14 protein-coding genes are annotated in these 16,565 nt (G+C 70.6%); 3 read left to right on the top strand and 11 right to left on the bottom strand.

The genetic code is table 11. From position 1 onward, the window contains the following. The first annotated feature begins 154 nt into the window (after nt 1-154). Nucleotides 155-1,126 (top strand): S1 family peptidase, encoded by a 972-nt coding sequence (locus tag ACGFRB_RS21455; protein ID WP_393244989.1) that lies wholly within the window; start codon nt 155-157, stop codon nt 1,124-1,126. A gap of 26 nt (nt 1,127-1,152) precedes the next feature. Here ACGFRB_RS21455 and ACGFRB_RS21450 read toward each other — a convergent pair whose 3' ends face one another. The 3 genes from ACGFRB_RS21450 to ACGFRB_RS21440 form a co-directional block, all read right to left on the bottom strand. Continuing rightward, complete coding sequence (locus tag ACGFRB_RS21450) at nt 1,153-1,734, bottom strand: NUDIX domain-containing protein (RefSeq protein ID WP_393244987.1); 582 nt, start codon at nt 1,732-1,734, stop codon at nt 1,153-1,155. After that, nucleotides 1,731-2,804 (bottom strand): ADP-ribosylglycohydrolase family protein, encoded by a 1,074-nt coding sequence (locus ACGFRB_RS21445; RefSeq protein WP_393244985.1) that lies wholly within the window; start codon nt 2,802-2,804, stop codon nt 1,731-1,733. The genes ACGFRB_RS21450 and ACGFRB_RS21445 overlap by 4 nt, the downstream gene beginning before the upstream one ends. 159 nt (nt 2,805-2,963) lie before the next feature. Then, complete coding sequence (locus tag ACGFRB_RS21440) at nt 2,964-4,769, bottom strand: BCCT family transporter (protein ID WP_393244983.1); 1,806 nt, start codon at nt 4,767-4,769, stop codon at nt 2,964-2,966. A gap of 121 nt (nt 4,770-4,890) precedes the next feature. Here ACGFRB_RS21440 and ACGFRB_RS21435 point away from each other — a divergent pair, with 121 nt between their 5' ends. Next, nucleotides 4,891-6,042: a glycerate kinase gene (locus ACGFRB_RS21435; RefSeq protein WP_393244981.1), complete on the top strand. Its 1,152-nt coding sequence runs from the start codon at nt 4,891-4,893 to the stop codon at nt 6,040-6,042. A 35-nt stretch (nt 6,043-6,077) separates the two neighbouring features. Further along, nucleotides 6,078-6,593, top strand: coding sequence for a GNAT family N-acetyltransferase (locus ACGFRB_RS21430; RefSeq protein WP_393244979.1), 516 nt, complete (start codon nt 6,078-6,080; stop codon nt 6,591-6,593). A gap of 193 nt (nt 6,594-6,786) precedes the next feature. On the opposite strand, the gene pssA is transcribed toward ACGFRB_RS21430, so the two are convergent. The 8 genes from pssA to ACGFRB_RS21390 form a co-directional block, all read right to left on the bottom strand. Continuing rightward, the gene (gene pssA / locus ACGFRB_RS21425; RefSeq protein ID WP_363006231.1) at nt 6,787-7,665 is read right to left on the bottom strand and encodes a CDP-diacylglycerol--serine O-phosphatidyltransferase; all 879 of its coding nucleotides are present in this window, start codon (nt 7,663-7,665) and stop codon (nt 6,787-6,789) included. Further along, entirely contained in the window at nt 7,658-8,314 is a 657-nt protein-coding gene (locus ACGFRB_RS21420; RefSeq protein WP_361232056.1) for a phosphatidylserine decarboxylase, read from the bottom strand. The genes pssA and ACGFRB_RS21420 overlap by 8 nt, the downstream gene beginning before the upstream one ends. Before the next feature lie 171 nt (nt 8,315-8,485). Continuing rightward, nucleotides 8,486-9,691 (bottom strand): acyl-CoA dehydrogenase family protein, encoded by a 1,206-nt coding sequence (locus ACGFRB_RS21415; protein ID WP_361232054.1) that lies wholly within the window; start codon nt 9,689-9,691, stop codon nt 8,486-8,488. A gap of 2 nt (nt 9,692-9,693) precedes the next feature. Next, entirely contained in the window at nt 9,694-10,206 is a 513-nt protein-coding gene (locus ACGFRB_RS21410; RefSeq protein ID WP_361232052.1) for a MaoC family dehydratase, read from the bottom strand. A gap of 5 nt (nt 10,207-10,211) precedes the next feature. After that, nucleotides 10,212-11,204, bottom strand: a complete 993-nt coding sequence (locus ACGFRB_RS21405) for an HpcH/HpaI aldolase/citrate lyase family protein (RefSeq protein ID WP_393244976.1) — start codon at nt 11,202-11,204, stop codon at nt 10,212-10,214. Continuing rightward, the gene (locus ACGFRB_RS21400; protein WP_363006199.1) at nt 11,201-13,237 is read right to left on the bottom strand and encodes a protein meaA; all 2,037 of its coding nucleotides are present in this window, start codon (nt 13,235-13,237) and stop codon (nt 11,201-11,203) included. The genes ACGFRB_RS21405 and ACGFRB_RS21400 overlap by 4 nt, the downstream gene beginning before the upstream one ends. 89 nt (nt 13,238-13,326) lie before the next feature. Beyond that, the gene (ccrA, locus tag ACGFRB_RS21395) at nt 13,327-14,664 is read right to left on the bottom strand and encodes a crotonyl-CoA carboxylase/reductase (RefSeq protein ID WP_393244974.1); all 1,338 of its coding nucleotides are present in this window, start codon (nt 14,662-14,664) and stop codon (nt 13,327-13,329) included. A 983-nt stretch (nt 14,665-15,647) separates the two neighbouring features. Next, entirely contained in the window at nt 15,648-16,535 is an 888-nt protein-coding gene (locus ACGFRB_RS21390) for a TetR family transcriptional regulator (RefSeq protein ID WP_393244972.1), read from the bottom strand. Nucleotides 16,536-16,565 lie beyond the last annotated feature (30 nt).

The raw sequence follows: 16,565 nt of genomic DNA, 5'->3' as shown, positions 1-16,565 counted from the left end.
CCCCGGGGCCGGGCAGCCTCATGCCTGGGCCCCGGGGCGTCCCGGTCGACGGGGGCTGGCCCCACCATCGGCCGACCTGTTGCCCGGATGGTCCAGCGGATCCGGAACAACGAGGCTGAATGCGCACAGATCCACCAGGCAAGAAGGAAACAACGTGTTCACCCTCAGTCAGCCGTCGCACCGCCGTACCATCCGCGCCTCCGCCGTCGGCATCCTCGCCGCCGCGGCCTGTGTCACCGTCATGGCCGGCAGTGCCGAAGCCATTGTCAACGGGACGGATTCCACGGAGAGCTACCCGTTCATGGCGACCATTCCGATGTCGGCCCCCACGCAGGGTCTGCTCGACGGAAACTGCGGGGCATCGCTGATCGACGAGCGGTGGGTGCTGACGGCCGCCCACTGTGTGCAGGGCGAGGGTCTCGAACTCGAGGGCATCGTGCGCCTCGGCAGTGACCATCGCAAGTCCGGTGGCACCGTCCGGAAGATCGACCGGACCTTCGTCCACCCCGGCTATGTGAACGGTGACAACAAAGTCGCCAACAAGGACGACATGGCATTGATACGCCTGGACCGTCCGGTAGCGGAGACGCCCGTCAAGATCGCCGCGCAGCCCGGGAAGCCGGGCACGCCGACGCGTCTCGTGGGTTTCGGTACCACTGCCGACACCGAGTTCACGTTCCCGGACCGGCTCCAGGAGCTGAACACCCGTAGGGGAGCCGTGTCCGAGTGCGCGCCCGGCTGGGCGGACCGGACCCGGCTGTGCACCATCACCACCGTGCCCGATGCCATGGCGTGCTTCGGGGACTCCGGCGGGCCGCAGGTCCAAAAGGGCCGGGGCGGCCGCTGGGAACTGATCGGGGTCACCTCGGGGCCCGGTGTCCCGGACGTGCCCTGCTCGAAGGGACCCGGTCTCTACACCAGTGCGTCCGCCTACACGGGCTGGATCGAGAAGACCATGAAGGCCCACAGCGCCCGGCCGCGCCCCGCTGCCCAGGAGACGGTTCTCGCCGAGACCGGCACGAACGACCACACCAAGGCGGTCGCAGGGGTGGCCGCGGCGGTGATCGTCGTCGGTGGTGGCACCGCCCTCGCGGTGCACCGCCGCAAGACCCGCCGTGCCGCCTGATCGAAACGGCCGCGGAGGCCCGCCGGTCACCGCGCCACGCGCCCGTCCTCCAGTTCCACCGGGCCGCGCCCCGCCGCCAAGGCGTCGAGGGCCGCGTGGACCCGCAGACAGAGGGGGCCGGGGAGATAGCCGGCCAGTTCCGCCCGCCCGACCAGCTTCCAGGAGTCCAGCTCCTCCTCCTGGAGCCGGATCGCGGCGAACCGCTCCTTTGTGAGCACCCCGCCGTCGTACACGTACGCCACCAGCGGCGGCCGCGCCGCCCCGTGTACCCAGTCGACCGCGAGCAGCGGGCCCGGCGTCAGGTCGAGACCGATCTCCTCGGCCGTCTCGCGCCGCGCGGCCTGGCGCGGAGTCTCGCCGGTGTCGGCCTCGACGGTGCCGCCCGGCAGGGTCCAGCCCTCCCGGTAGTTCGGTTCGACGATCAGGACCCGGCCGCCTTCGTCCCGGAAGACCGTGGCCGCGGCGGCCAGGACCCGGGGCAGGCCCGCGATGTACGTGGCGTAGTCGGAAACCGCGCCGGAAGCGGTACCGGAACCGGTACCGGAAGAGGCATGGGAGGAGGCCTCGGACGAGGCGTCGGGGGCGGGAGTGGCGCCGGAGGTCGTCATCCCGCCAGCGTAGCCAGCCGCACCGTCCGGTCCGCCAGTTCGCTGATCCTGATCCGGTCGAAGCCGGTGACCGAGCTGCGCACCCGGTCGTGCAGCGGCTCCGACCACTGCGGCGGGATCCCCGACGCCCCGCACAGCACACCCGCGACCGACCCGGCCGTCGCGCCGTTGGAATCGGTGTCCTGGCCGCCGCGCACGGTCAGTCCCACGGTGGCGCTGAAGTCCCCGTCCCCGTACAGCAGCCCGGCCGTCAGCACCGCCGCGTTCGGCACCACATGGATCCAGCCGAGCCCGGCGGTCCGCTCCGCCATCTCCGCCAGCGCCTCGGACCACTCGACGCCCGCCTCGTGCAGGGCCATCGTGTGCCGTACGGTCCGGGCGAGCCGGGCGCTCGCCGGGATCCGCTCCAGGGCGGCCGTCAGCGCGGTGCGGACGTCGGGCGCGGTGAACGCGGCGGCCACCAGCGCCGCCGCCCACATCGCCCCGTACACACCGTTGCCCGTATGGGACAGGACCGCGTCGCGGCGGGCGAGCGCGGCGGCCCGGCGCGGATCGCCCGGCGAGGTCCAGCCGTACACGTCCGCCCTGATCAGCGCGCCGATCCACTCCTGGTGGGGATTGTCGTACGTGGCGGTCAGCGGCGGCTTCAGACCGTTCGCCAGATTGCGGTAGGCGACCCGCTCCGCCGTGTACGTCCGCAGGTACGGCAGCCGCTGCAGCCACGCCTCGCCGACCTGCTCGGTGGTGAACGAGAACCCCCGGGTCTCCAGCAGGTGCAGCCCGAGGATCGAGTAGTCGATGTCGTCGTCCCGGCAGCTGCCGTTGATCCGCCCACGGACGCACTGCGGCCACTCCGGGCGCAGCTCGAAACCGTCGGCGCCGGCCGCGGGCGGCGCGGGCAGATAGTCGGTGAGCGGCAGGGCGCCGGTCAGCCGCAGATAGGCGTCGATCCGCTCGGGCGTCCAGTGTTCGCCGCACTCCACCGGCTTGCCGAGCATGTTCCCGGCGATCCGCCCCGTCCAGCCGCCGAGGATCCGGTCGGCGAGTTCGCTGTGCTTGAGCAGGCCCATGGCACCGGTCTACCGAATGCGCGGCCGAGCCGCGCGCCGACGCACCGGCGGACCGTCAGCGGCGTACCGGCGGCCCCTCGCGGGCACGCCGTCGGACCACCGCCACCGCCCCCGTTATCGCCCTGCCGCCGTCCACCCGCCCGCGAGCGCCCTCGGCCCTCAGTACGCGTCCCCGCCGGGGCCCGGCCCGTCGTCTTTGCCGTCCTTGCCGCCGCCCGCCCGCTCGTCCCCCTGGGTCCCCTCGGTACGGGACCGCGCCGCCCGGCGCAGTCGTTGATGCCGCGTCATCCCCTGCTCGGTGATCGCCTCGCCCACCATCGCGCGCACCGCGTCCCGTACGCCGTGCAGCGCGGAGTGCCGGGCGGAGCCCGCGCCCGGGTCCTCGCGCAGCTCCTTGAGGAGCGCCCAGCACAGCGCCAGCATCACCAGGACGAACGGCAGGGCGACCAGGATCGTCGCCGTCTGCAGCGAACTCAGCCCGCCCGCGACGAGCAGGACGGCCGCGACGGCGGCCATCAGCACACCCCAGACGACCACCAGCCAGGTCGGCGGATGCAGCGCGCCCCGGCTGGTGAGCGAGCCCATCACCAGCGAGGCCGAGTCGGCGCTGGTCACGAAGTACGTCATGACCAGCAGCATCGCCACGTACGAGGTGATCGTGCCGATCGGCAGCGCGTCGAGCATCGCGAACAGGGAGGCCTCCGCCCCGTCCTTGACCGAGCTCGCCAGGTCGGCGGCTCCCGTCGACTCCAGCCGGATCGCGGTGCCGCCCATGACACAGAACCAGATCACAGTCGCCCCGGACGGGACGAGCAGCACCCCGGCGAGGAACTCGCGGACGGTCCGGCCGTGCGAGATACGGGCGATGAAGGTGCCGACGAACGGGGCCCAGGACAGCCACCACGCCCAGTAGAAGATCGTCCAGGCGCCCAGCCAGGTCCGGTCGGAGAAGGCTCCGGTACGGCTCGCCATCGGCAGCAGATCGTTCAGGTAGCCGCCGAGGGAGGCGGGGATCGTGTCGAGGATGTAGACGGTGGGACCGACCACGAAGACGAAGGCCGCCATCACGGCGGCGAGCACGACGTTCATGGTGGACAGCCACTTCACCCCCTTGTTCAGCCCGGAGAAGGCGGACAGCACGAACGCCGCCGAGAGCACCACGATGATCAGCAGCTCGGTGGCCGTGGAGTCCTTCACTCCCGCGGTGAGGTGCAGACCCTCCGCCACCTGGAGCGCGCCCAGACCGAGGCTGGTCGCGGTGCCGAAGACGGTCGCGAAGACGGCCAGCAGATCGATCGCCCGGCCCGGCCAGGAGGCCGTCCGGCGCGGGCCGAGGAGCGGGACGAAGGCGGAGCTGAGGGTGTTGCCGCGGCCCTTGCGGAAGCCCGCGTAGGCGAGGGCGAGACCGGTGATGCCGTAGATCGCCCACGGAGTGAAGGTCCAGTGGAAGAAGGAGTACTCCAGGGCGGTGCGGGCCGCGTCGCCCGTGCGCGGGGCGACGCCGGAGGCAGGCGGCGGGGTCAGGAAGTGCTGGAGCGGCTCCCCGACCCCGTAGAACATCAGGCCGATGCCCATCCCGGCGCTGAACATCATCGCGATCCACGCCATGTTCGTGAACTCCGGCTTGGAGTCGTCGGCGCCGAGCCGGATACGGCCGAAGCGGCTCACCGCGATCACCAGGCACAGCACCAGGAAGATGTCGGCGGCGGACACGAACAGCCAGGCGAAGTTGGCCAGCACCCAGTCGAGCGCCGCGGAGGAGACGGAGTCGAAGGACGTCTTGCCGAGGGCCGCCCAGCCGACCAGGCCGACGACGACGGCCATCCCGATGACGATGACCTTCGCGTCGGGGCGGGCGTCCGGAGGGCCGCCGGGGCGGCCGGTGCCGTCGTCGGCGGCGGTGTTGTGGTCGAAGTGGGGGTTCGGCTCGTGCTCGGAGGGAGGGCCCGTCGGTTCCGTGCTCATGGAGCCCCACTATGGGGAAAAATGTGGCGATTCCTGGCGGTGGCACGCCGTCTTCCGCCGCCGATATGGTCGGCGGCGGTGCGACTGGCTGTTCGGAAGCACCGGAAGCAAGGGATGTGCGATGACGGACGGAGCGGTGACCGGGGCCGTGCGGGTGCTGGTCGCGACCGACAAGTTCAAGGGCTCGCTCACGGCGGCGCAGGTCGCCGAGCGGGTCGCGGCGGGGCTGCGGCGGGTCCTGCCGGGGCTCGACGTCGAGACGCTGCCCGTCGCCGACGGAGGCGACGGGACGGTGGCGGCGGCCGTGGCGGCCGGATTCGAACGGCGCGAGGTCACCGTGACCGGGCCGCTCGGCGCGCCTGTCACCGCCGCGTTCGCGCTGCGCGGGACCACGGCGGTGGTCGAGATGGCGGAGGCGTCCGGCCTCCAGCTGCTGCCGCCCGGGGTGTTCGCGCCGCTCACAGCCACCACGTACGGCTCCGGCGAGCTGCTGCGCGCGGCCCTCGACGCCGGGGCCACGACCCTCGTCTTCGGCGTCGGCGGCAGCGCCACCACCGACGGCGGCGCCGGGATGCTCACCGCGCTCGGCGCGGTCCTGCGTGACGCGGACGGCGAACCGGTCGGCCCTGGCGGCGGCGCGCTCGCACGGCTGGCCTCCGCCGACCTCTCCGGCGTCGACCCGCGCCTGGCCACTGTCGACCTCGTCCTCGCGAGCGACGTCGACAACCCGCTGACCGGACCCACGGGCTGCGCGGCGGTGTACGGGCCGCAGAAGGGCGCCACACCGGACGACATCGACACCCTCGACGCGGCCCTCGCGCACTACGCGCGCGTGCTCGAAGAAGCGATCGGCCCGAAGGCCGCAGTCCTCGCCGCGGCGCCCGGCGCGGGCGGTGCGGGCGGCATCGGGTACGGCGCGCTGCTGCTCGGCGCGCGCTTTCGCCCCGGCATCGAGCTGATGCTCGACGTCCTCGGCTTCGCCCCCGCCCTCGCCCGCGCCACCCTCGTGATCACCGGAGAGGGCTCCCTCGACGAGCAGACCCCGCACGGCAAGGCCCCGGCGGGCGTCGCCGCGGCCGCCCGCGCCGCGGGCAAGGAGGTCGTCGCGGTCTGCGGGCGGCTCGCCCTCGCACCCGAGGCGCTGGGCGCGATGGGCATCCGCCGCGCCTACCCGCTCACGGACCTGGAACCGGACCCGGCGAAGTCCATCCCGAACGCGGGACCGCTACTGGAGCGGGTCGCGGCCGAGATCGCGCACGACTTCCTGGCGTAACGCGCGCGTGACACGCCCATGCGAGGCTCGCTCCCATGAACGACATCACGATCACCCTCTGCACCCCCGAGGAGGTCCGCGAGCGGGCGTCGGACGGCCTCGCCGCCCTCCTGGTGGACGCCGTGGCAGGAGGCGCCTCCGTCGGCTTCCTGGCACCCCTGGAGCCCTCGGAGGCCGCCTCCTGGTGGACGGGGGTGGCAGGGCTCCGGGACGTCTGGGCGGCCCTCGACCCCGCGGGGCGCGTCCTCGGTGCCGTCACCCTCGTCCGCGACGACAAGCCGAACGGCCGCCATCGCGGCGAGATCGCCCGCCTCGTCGTCCACCGCGACGCCCGGGGGCGCGGCCTCGGGCGCCGGCTGCTCGACACGGCGGAGGCGCACGCCGCGGCCGAGGGGCTGACCCTGCTCGTCCTCGACACCCAGACCGACAGCCCCGCCGAGGCGCTCTACCGCGCGGCCGGCTGGACGGCCGCCGGCACCATCCCGGACTTCGCGGCGGACCCGTCGGGCACGCTGCGCCCGACGACGCTGTACTACAAGCGGCTGGGCTGAGCCCCGTACGCCCAGAGCTCCCGTACCTCCAGAGCCCCCGAAGCCCGCACCACCCGGCCCCGCGCGGGCCTCGTACCCGACGGTCCCGCACCCGGCCGCCCCGCACGCCGCCACAGACCCCCGCACACGAAAGGGCCCCGGACGCTTGAAGCGTCCGGGGCCCTTTCGGCTGTCCCTCGTACCGACCGCGGCCTTACCGCAGCTGCGCGGCCTGGGCCTCGCGGGCCTCCCGGCTCTCGCGCCGGTTGCCTCGGAAGGTGTTCACCCTCCGGGCCGTGGCGAAGAGCGGGATCACGGCGCCCAGGACCACCTGGAGCGCGCAGCCCGTCTGGAGCAGCAGCGCACCGCCGGGGGCGTCGAACGCCCAGGCGGCCAGCATGGCCATCGCGCCGACGATCCAGCTGAGCATCGCCGCCGCGAGGACACCCCGCGGCTTCGGGTACTCGACCCGGCTCACCATCAGCCACGCCGTACCGATGATCGCGAGGAGCGTCGGTACGAACGGCAGCTCGAGCAGGATGATCGAGACGACCGTGAGCGCGCCGAACGGGCTCGGCATGCCCTGGAACATGCCGTCCTTCATCGTCACGCACGAGAACCGCGCGAGCCTCAGCACCACCGCGAGCAGCACCACGATCGCGGCCACGGCCGAGACCTTCTGGTGCGCGTCGTCCGCGACCATGCCGTACACGAGCACGAAGTACGCCGGCGCCAGACCGAAGCTGATCAGGTCCGACAGGTTGTCGAGCTCGGCACCCATCGGCGAGCTGCGCAGCTTGCGCGCCACGAGCCCGTCGCACAGGTCGAAGATCGCCGCGCACAGCATCAGGATCACGGCGGTCGCGGCGGAGTGCCGCGCCATGCCGCTCTCCACGCCGTTGCCGGTGAGGTGCGGGATGAGGATGCCGGTGGTGGTGAAGTACACCGCCATGAAGCCGCACGTGGCGTTGCCGAGCGTGAGGGCGTCCGCTATGGACAGCCTCATCGACAGCGGCATCTCCTCGGCCTCGTCGGCGGACTCCACCGTGCCGTCGGCGGCCCAGTCGGCCGCCCGTGTATCAGGATCAATCACGGTCAATGCGAGTCACCCCCGCGGTCGTGGCCTGACCGACCTCGACGGCGACCTCGACACCCTCCGGGAGGTAGATGTCGACGCGCGAGCCGAAGCGGATGAGGCCGATCCGGTCACCCTGCTCGACCTTCGTCCCCTGCGGGATGTACGGCACGATGCGGCGCGCCACGGCGCCCGCGATCTGCACCATCTCGATGTCGCCGAGCTCGGTGTCGAAGTGCCAGACGACCCGCTCGTTGTTCTCGCTCTCCTTGTTGAACGCCGGCACGAAGCCACCGGGGACGTGCTCCACGGACGTCACCGTGCCCGCCAGGGGGGCGCGGTTGACGTGGACGTTCAGCGGGCTCATGAAGATCGCGACGCGGGTGCGGCCGTCCTTCCAGGGCATGATGCTCTGCACCACGCCGTCGGCGGGCGAGATGACCCGGCCCGACGCGATCTCTCGCTCGGGGTCGCGGAAGAACCACAGCATGCCGGCCGCGAGAGCGGTGGTCGGGACGGCGATGGCCGCGGCACGCTTCGACTTGCGGGAGCGCGCGAGGCTGAGCGCCGCGGTGGCGACGGTCGGCAGAAGCCACGGCGATGCTCCGCGTGCGATGCGCACGCCCTTGAGGCGGTCGCGGTGTGCAGAGGTTTGGCTGTGGGGCATGGATGACCTTCGTAGCGGATGAGGCCGCACTGGCAACGGGGGACGGCGGCTTTTACCGGCGATGCTATCGGTTGCGGGCCGCAACTGGGCAAGCCAGAAGCCGAGTCGGCGGCCGGAAGACGAACACAGGGTGTGATCTTCTTCGCGGCCAAACCGACTCGAAAGGGACAATCAACCCTGGAATCGGTACTCCTCGAGCAGTCGACGACCAATGATCATTTTCTGGATCTCGGCGGTGCCTTCGCCGATCAGCAGCATGGGTGCCTCGCGGTAGAGGCGCTCGATCTCGTACTCCTTCGAGAACCCGTAACCGCCGTGGATGCGGAACGCGTCCTCGACGACTTCCTTGCAGTACTCGGAGGCGAGGTACTTCGCCATGCCTGCTTCGAGGTCGTTTCGTTCCCCGGAGTCCTTTTTGCGTGCTGCATTCACCATCATGGCATGGGCGGCCTCGACCTTGGTAGCCATCTCGGCCAGCTTGAACTGGATCGCCTGGTGCTGGGCGATCTGCTTGCCGAAAGTGTGACGCTGCTGGGCATACTGGACACCCAGCTCGAAGGCACGCTGTGCGACACCGCAGCCACGGGCCGCCACATTGACGCGGCCGACCTCCACGCCGTCCATCATTTGGTAAAACCCTCGGCCGGTGACCCCGCCGAGCACCCGATCGGCCGGGATTCGCAGCCCGTCCATGATGAGCTCGGTGGTGTCGACCCCCTTGTAGCCCATCTTCTCGATCTTGCCAGGGATGGTGAGTCCCGGCCGGACCTCGCCGAAGCCGGCCTCCTTCTCCACCAGGAAGGTCGTCATCGACTTGTGCGGGGCGGTGCCCTCGGGGTGGCCTTCGTCACTCCGTACGAGGACGGCGACCAGCGTGGACGTACCACCGTTCGTCAGCCACATCTTCTGGCCGTTCAGGACGTACTCGTCGCCGTCCTTCACCGCCTTCGACGTGATGGCGGACACGTCCGAGCCGAGCCCCGGCTCCGACATCGAGAACGCGCCGCGCGTCTCGCCGGCCGCCATCCGCGGCAGGAAGTAGTCCTTCTGCTCCTGCGTGCCGTGCTGCTTGAGCATGTAGGCCACGATGAAGTGCGTGTTGATGATGCCGGACACCGACATCCAGCCGCGCGCGATCTCCTCCACGCACAGCGCGTAGGTGAGCAGCGACTCACCCAGCCCCCCGTACTCCTCGGGGATCATCAGACCGAAGACGCCGAGCTCCTTGAGCCCGTCCACGATCTGCTGGGGGTACTCGTCACGGTGCTCCAGCTCCGTGGCGACCGGGATGATCTCCTTGTCGACGAACGCGCGGACCGTCGAGACGATCTCCTGCTGGACGTCGGTGAGACCGTGCGTCTGGGCGAGTCGCGCCATGACTACTTCCCCTGTTCCTTCAAGGCCGGGCGGCCGGGCTGCTCGCCGCCGCGCGCGTCGATGTACTCGGCGGTCGGGACCATCACCTTGCGGCGGAAGACGCACACCAGGGTGCCGTCCTGCTTGTAGCCCTTGGTCTCGACGTAGACGATGCCCCGGTCGCTCTTCGACCGCGACGGCGTCTTGTCGAGGACCGTGGTCTCGCCGTAGATCGTGTCGCCGTGGAAGGTCGGCGCCACGTGCCGCAGCGACTCGACCTCCAGGTTCGCGATGGCCTTGCCGGAGACGTCCGGCACGGACATGCCGAGCAGCAGCGAGTAGATGTAGTTGCCGACGACGACGTTCTTCTTGAAGTCCGTCGTGTTCTCCGCGTAATTCACGTCCATGTGCAGCGGATGGTGGTTCATCGTCAGCAGACAGAAGAGATGGTCGTCGTACTCGGTGACCGTCTTTCCGGGCCAGTGCTTGTAGACAGCGCCGATCTCGAATTCTTCGTAGGTACGGCCGAACTGCATGACGATCAGGCCTCCGCCTTCTTTTCCGAATCGGGCAGTTCGAACGAGCTGGTGCGCTTCATTCCGGCGGCCCGGCCCTTGCCGGAGATCACCAGCGCCATCTTGCGGGAGGCCTCGTCGATCATCTCGTCGCCGAGCATCGCCGAGCCCTTCTTCCCGCCCGCCTCGGACGTGTAGTAGTCGTACGCGTCGAGGATGAGCTCCGCGTGGTCGAAGTCCTCCTGCGAGGGCGAGAAGATCTCGTTCGCCGCGGCGACCTGGTCCGGGTGCAGCACCCACTTGCCGTCGAAGCCGAGGGCGGCGGCGCGCTGCGCGACCGCGCGGTAGCCCTCCTGGTTGCGGATCTGGAGGTAGGGGCCGTCGATCGCCTGGAGGTTGTTGGCCCGGGCGGCCATCAGGATGCTCATCAGGATGTGGTGGTACGCGTCCGCCGGGTAGCCGGGCGGCTGCTCGCCCACGACCAGCGACTTCATGTTGATCGAGGCCATGAAGTCGGCCGGGCCGAAGATGATGGTCTCGATCCGCTGCGAGGCCTGCGCGATCGCGTTCACGTTGACCAGACCCTGGGCGTTCTCGATCTGCGCCTCGATACCGATCTTGCCGACCTCGAAGCCCATGGTCTTCTCGATCTGCGTGAGCAGCAGGTCGAGCGCCACGATCTGCTCGGCGGTCTGCACCTTCGGCAGCATGATGCAGTCGAGGTTCTGGCCGGCGCCCTCGACGACGGTGACGACGTCACGGTACGTCCAGTGGGTCGTCCAGTCGTTGACCCGCACGACCCTCGTCTTGCCGGTCCAGTCGCCCTCGTTGAGGAACTTCACGATGGTGTGCCGGGCCTCCGGCTTCGCCAGCGGCGCGCAGGCGTCCTCCAGGTCCAGGAAGACCTGGTCGGCGGCGAGGCCCTGGGCCTTCTCCAGGAAGCGCGGGTTGGAGCCGGGCACCGCCAGGCACGAGCGGCGCGGGCGCAGCCGGTTCACAGGGGAAGAGGGCGTGGTCATGCGGGGACCTCCGTACGTTCGAGGGGGCTGAGCTGGTTGGCTTTGCGGATCTCGTCGACGATACGTCCGATGATCCCGGTGATGCCGAAGTCCTTCGGGGTGAAGACGGCGGCCACTCCGGCCGCGCGGAGCTCCGCGGCGTCGGCGTTCGGGATGATCCCGCCGACGACGACCGGGATGTCCGCCGCGCCCGCGTCCCGCAGCCGGTCGAGGACGTCCGGGACGAGCCGGGAGTGCGAACCGGAGAGGATCGACAGACCGACCGCGTGCACATCCTCCTCCAGGGCGGCGTCCACGATCTGCGCCGGCGTCAGCCGGATGCCCTGGTAGACCACCTCGAACCCGGCGTCACGGGCCCGTACGGCGATCTGCTCGGCGCCGTTGGAGTGCCCGTCCAGGCCCGGCTTGCCCACCAGGAAGCGGAGCTTGCCGACCCCGAGGTCCCGCGCGGTCGCGTCGACCCGCCGGCGCACCTCGGCCAGCGGCGAGCCCTCCTCGGCCGGCACGGCCACCGGTGCGGACGACACCCCGGTCGGCGCGCGGAACTCGCCGAAGACCTCGCGCAGCGCCCCGGCCCACTCGCCGGTCGTGACACCGGCACGGGCGCACTCCAGGGTCGCCTCCATGAGGTTGCCGGTGCCCTTCGCCGCCTCCTTCAGCCGTTCCAGCGCCTTGCACGGGCGTGGGTGGTTGAACGGCGGCTGGTAGCGGGTGTCCCGCCAAGTGCCGAGACCGGCCACCACCCGGGCCTCGACGGCCGGGTCGACGGTCTGGATCGCGGTATCCAGGTCCGAGGTGAGCGGGTTCGGCTCGGTCGTCTCGAAGATGTTGACGCCGACGATCTTCTCCTCGCCGGACTCGATCCGGGCCCGCCGCTCGGCGTGCGAGGAGACCAGCTGCGCCTTCAGGTAGCCGGACTCGACGGCGGCCATCGCGCCGCCCATCTCCTGGATCCGCTCGATCTCCGCCAGGCACTCCTCGACCAGGGCGTCCACCTTGGCCTCGATGACGTGCGAGCCGGCGAAGATGTCCTCGTACTCCAGCAGGTCCGACTCGTGGGCCAGCACCTGCTGGATACGGAGCGACCACTGCTGGTCCCAGGGACGCGGCAGACCGAGCGCCTCGTTCCACGCCGGGAGCTGGACGGCCCGGGCGCGGGCGTCCTTGGAGAGGGTGACGGCCAGCATCTCCAGGACGATCCGCTGGACGTTGTTCTCCGGCTGGGCCTCGGTCAGACCGAGCGAGTTGACCTGCACGCCGTACCGGAAACGGCGCTGCTTGGCGTCCTCGATGCCGTACCGCTCCCGGGTGACACGGTCCCAGATGCGGCCGAAGGCGCGCATCTTGCACATCTCCTCGACGAACCGGACGCCGGCGTTCACGAAGAACGAGATCCGGGCGACGACCTCGCCGAAACGCTCCTCGGGCACCTGACCGGAGTCACGGACCGCGTCGAGGACGGCGATCGCCGTGGACATCGCGTACGCGATCTCCTGGACCGGCGTGGCTCCCGCCTCCTGCAGGTGGTAGCTGCAGATGTTGATCGGGTTCCACTTCGGGATGTGGTTGACCGTGTACGCGATCATGTCCGTCGTGAGACGGAGCGACGGGCCGGGCGGGAAGACGTGCGTCCCGCGCGACAGGTACTCCTTCACGATGTCGTTCTGCGTGGTGCCCTGGAGCTGGGTGATGTCCGCGCCCTGCTCCTCGGCGACCACCTGGTAGAGCGCCAGCAGCCACATGGCGGTGGCGTTGATCGTCATCGAGGTGTTCATCTGCTCCAGGGGGATGTCCTGGAACAGTCGCCGCATGTCACCGAGGTGCGAGACGGGCACCCCGACCCGGCCGACCTCGCCGCGGGCGAGGACGTGGTCGGGGTCGTAGCCGGTCTGCGTGGGCAGGTCGAACGCGACGGAGAGGCCGGTCTGGCCCTTGGCGAGGTTGCGCCGGTACAGCTCGTTCGACGCCTCGGCCGTGGAGTGGCCGGCGTACGTCCGCATGAGCCACGGCCGGTCCTTCTGGCGCTCTGTCATCTGTGGTCCCGGTTTCGGTTCGGATCTCGGACCAGGGGTCTCGGATCGCGGATCTCGGATCAGGGGGGGGGTTCGGGGTTCCGGATCTCTCAGACGTCGCGGAAACGGTTGATCGCGTCGAGGTGCCTGGCCCGCATCTCGTGGTCGCGCACGCCGAGGCCCTCCTCGGGCGCGAGCGCGAGCACGCCGACCTTGCCCTGGTGCAGGTTGCGGTGCACGTCGTAGGCAGCCTGGCCGGTCTCCTCCAGGGAGTAGACCTTGGAGAGGGTGGGGTGGATCTTGCCCTTGGCGATCAGCCGGTTGGCCTCCCACGCCTCGCGGTAGTTGGCGAAGTGCGAGCCGATGATCCGCTTCAGGGACATCCACAGATAGCGGTTGTCGTACTCGTGGTTGTAGCCCGAGGTGGAGGCACAGGTGACGATGGTGCCGCCCTTGCGGGTGACGTAGACCGAGGCGCCGAAGGTCTCGCGGCCCGGGTGCTCGAAGACGATGTCGACGTCCTCGCCGCCGGTCAGCTCGCGGATGCGCTTGCCGAAGCGCTTCCACTCGCGCGGGTCCTGGGTGTGCTCGTCCTGCCAGAACTTGTAGCCCTCGGCGGTGCGGTCGATGACCGCCTCCGCGCCCATGGCACGGCAGATGTCGGCCTTCTCCGGGGAGGAGACGACACAGATCGGGTTGGCGCCGCCGGCCAGCGCGAACTGCGTGGCGTACGAACCGAGACCGCCGCTCGCGCCCCAGATCAGGACGTTGTCGCCCTGCTTCATCCCGGCGCCGTTGCGGGAGACCAGCTGGCGGTACGCGGTGGAGTTGACCAGACCGGGCGCCGCCGCCTCCTCCCAGCTGAGGTGGCCGGGCTTCGGCATCAGCTGGTTGGACTTCACGAGCGCGATCTCGGCGAGGCCGCCGAAGTTGGTCTCGAAGCCCCAGATGCGCTGCTCGGGGTCGAGCATCGTGTCGTTGTGACCGTCGGAGGACTCCATCTCGACCGAGAGGCAGTGCGCGACGACCTCGTCGCCGGGCCGCCAGGCGTTGACGCCGGGGCCGGTGCGCAGCACGACGCCCGCGAGGTCCGAGCCGATGATGTGGTACGGCAGGTCGTGGCGCTTGGTCAGCTCCGACAGCCGGCCGTAGCGCTCCAGGAACGAGAACGTCGAGACCGGCTCGAAGATCGAGCTCCAGACCGAGTTGTAGTTCACGGAGCTGGCCATGACGGCGACCAGCGCCTCACCCGGGCCCAGTTCGGGCAGCGGCACCTCGTCCAGGTGGAGCGACGTGCGCGGGTCCTTGTCGCGGCTCGCCTGCCCGGCGAACATCTCCTGCTCGTCCTTGTGGACGGTCACGGCGCGGTACGACTCGGGAAGCTTGAGGCCGGCGAAGTCGGCCGAGGTGGAGTCGGGGGACTGGATCGCGTCCAGGATGTCCTTCACGGGGTGCCTCCGGCGGTGCGGCGTCCCTGCGGGGACGCGTGAGGGTTACGTCGGGGTGCTGCGGTGGAGGTTGCCGTCGGTTCGGCGCGGGGTGCTGCTGTGGCGGCGCCGTGGTGGGGCGCGCGGGGTGCCTGTGACGCAGGCGTCCGGGCGCACGGGAGGGATCACCCGTGGGGACAGCCGGCGAACGAGAAGTCTCCTCGGGCGCCGGCCGCCCGGACGACATCAACGTATGGCACGCCGTGTCACCTGACAAGGCACTGCGTGCCAACAATTTCACTCAGATGCGATCTGGTGTTCACGGATGAGCGATGATCGATCGAAATGGGGTCTGAGCTGGGGGGATGGGGTGGGGGAGGGGTGCGTGGGAGGCGAGGTGCGGGTGGGTGGTGTGGCCAGGTCACCTTGGAAGTGCGGGCCGGACACTGCCGTGTACGAGCCAGTGCGGGCCTGCCCCCGGAGTCGGCGCGAGTGCGGGCCGGGCACCTGACGACGCCAATACAACCGGGCTGGCCTATGGCCGAGTGAGCCGAAGGGGTGCGTCGGGGGAACAGTGCCGAACGCGCGCAGGCCCGCGAGGAACGAGTGGGCCGAGCACGATCGGTGCTGTGAGTCCGACTCCAGCACCCCGGAGGTGAACCGAGGCACAAAAAAGGCCAACGCGGCGCAAACAACATGCGCCCACCCGTAGCCGCCTTACGCCCGTGCGGGCCACGCACCAGCCGCCTCGTGCCCATGCGGGCCCAGCCCCAGCCACCGCACTCACCTGCCGGCTGACCTGTATCAGTCGGCCGCACTGTCGGTGCGGCCCAAGCCGTATGGGCCTTGCCCCACCGCCACCTGTCCGAGTAGTCCCCGCGTCAGGTACCACCGGGCATATGTCATCCGGCCTCTGTCGGGGCGCTCGCATGCGGGCCCAGCCCACCTGGCTCAACCCCCGCAGGCTGGCATATGCCAGCCCAGTGTTTTCCCCTGAAACCCCCTCAGCCCCGCGTCAGGGCCTGCTGGATCGTCCGCATGATCTCGTCCAGCGGGGCGTCCGCGCGGGCCACGGCGACCATGACGTCGCCGGTCGTCGAAGCGGTCGCGACCGGCGTGGCCGGGACGGCGGCCGGCTGCTCGGGGACGTCCGCGTCCTCGGCCCGTACCGCGGCACCGGCCGCACCCGCGGCCCCCGTCGCCGCCGCCGTGCCCGGCCGGGCGCCTATGCCGGTGCCGAAGGTCTCCCGGACGATGGCGAAGGCGTGGTCGAGCTGGGTCTCCACGTCGCCCTGGCCGCCCGCGCGCAGCCAGCGGCGCAGGACGTGGTTGTGGGCGGTGACGACGGCCGAGGCGGCGACCTCGGCCAGCAGCGGGTCGTCGTTGCCGTCGTGGTGGTCGCGCTCGTCGAAGTGGCCGAGCAGATAGCGGGTGAACAGCCGCTCGTAACGGGCCACCGAGGCGATCTCGCGTTCGCGGAGGGTCGGTACCTCGCGAGTGAGGCGGTAGCGGGCCACGGAGACGGCGGGCGCGCCCGCGTACATCTTCATGACCTCCTTGATGCCCCGGCACACCGTGTCGAGCGGGTGCTCGTGCGGCGGGGCGGCGTTGAGGACCGCCTCGGCGCGTACCAGGGTGTCGTCGTGGTCGGGGAAGATCGCCTCTTCCTTGGAGCGGAAGTGCCGGAAGAAGGTCCGGCGGGCGACCCCGGCGGCAGCCGCGATCTCGTCGACGGTGGTGGCCTCGTAGCCCTTGGTGGCGAAGAGTTCCATGGCCGCGGCGGCCAGTTCCCGGCGCATTTTGAGCCGCTGTGCGGCGGCACGGGTCCCCGCCGCGCTCTCCTGAGCGTCGGGCGTGGACGTGGCACGGGGTGTCTTCGCGGCCTTGGGCATGCCCCGAACGTACTGCATCGGAGCGGCGGC

It is taken from the genome of Streptomyces sp. NPDC048718 (assembly GCF_043198875.1).
GTDB lineage: Bacteria > Actinomycetota > Actinomycetes > Streptomycetales > Streptomycetaceae > Streptomyces.
The sequence above is the reverse complement of the archived record's forward strand: the minus strand, read 5'-3'. Positions and strand labels throughout refer to the sequence as shown.

Coding starts and splice junctions, on each gene's coding strand:
- ACGFRB_RS21415 (WP_361232054.1), bottom strand. CDS start 9,691: ATGGCGCGACTCGCCCAGACGCACGGTCTCACCGACGTCCAGCAGGAG.
- ACGFRB_RS21390 (WP_393244972.1), bottom strand. CDS start 16,535: ATGCCCAAGGCCGCGAAGACACCCCGTGCCACGTCCACGCCCGACGCT.
- ACGFRB_RS21420 (WP_361232056.1), bottom strand. CDS start 8,314: ATGCCCCACAGCCAAACCTCTGCACACCGCGACCGCCTCAAGGGCGTG.
- ACGFRB_RS21445 (WP_393244985.1), bottom strand. CDS start 2,804: ATGGGCCTGCTCAAGCACAGCGAACTCGCCGACCGGATCCTCGGCGGC.
- ACGFRB_RS21410 (WP_361232052.1), bottom strand. CDS start 10,206: ATGCAGTTCGGCCGTACCTACGAAGAATTCGAGATCGGCGCTGTCTAC.
- ACGFRB_RS21440 (WP_393244983.1), bottom strand. CDS start 4,769: ATGAGCACGGAACCGACGGGCCCTCCCTCCGAGCACGAGCCGAACCCC.
- ACGFRB_RS21430 (WP_393244979.1), top strand. CDS start 6,078: ATGAACGACATCACGATCACCCTCTGCACCCCCGAGGAGGTCCGCGAG.
- ACGFRB_RS21405 (WP_393244976.1), bottom strand. CDS start 11,204: ATGACCACGCCCTCTTCCCCTGTGAACCGGCTGCGCCCGCGCCGCTCG.
- ACGFRB_RS21450 (WP_393244987.1), bottom strand. CDS start 1,734: ATGACGACCTCCGGCGCCACTCCCGCCCCCGACGCCTCGTCCGAGGCC.
- ACGFRB_RS21400 (WP_363006199.1), bottom strand. CDS start 13,237: ATGACAGAGCGCCAGAAGGACCGGCCGTGGCTCATGCGGACGTACGCC.
- ACGFRB_RS21435 (WP_393244981.1), top strand. CDS start 4,891: ATGACGGACGGAGCGGTGACCGGGGCCGTGCGGGTGCTGGTCGCGACC.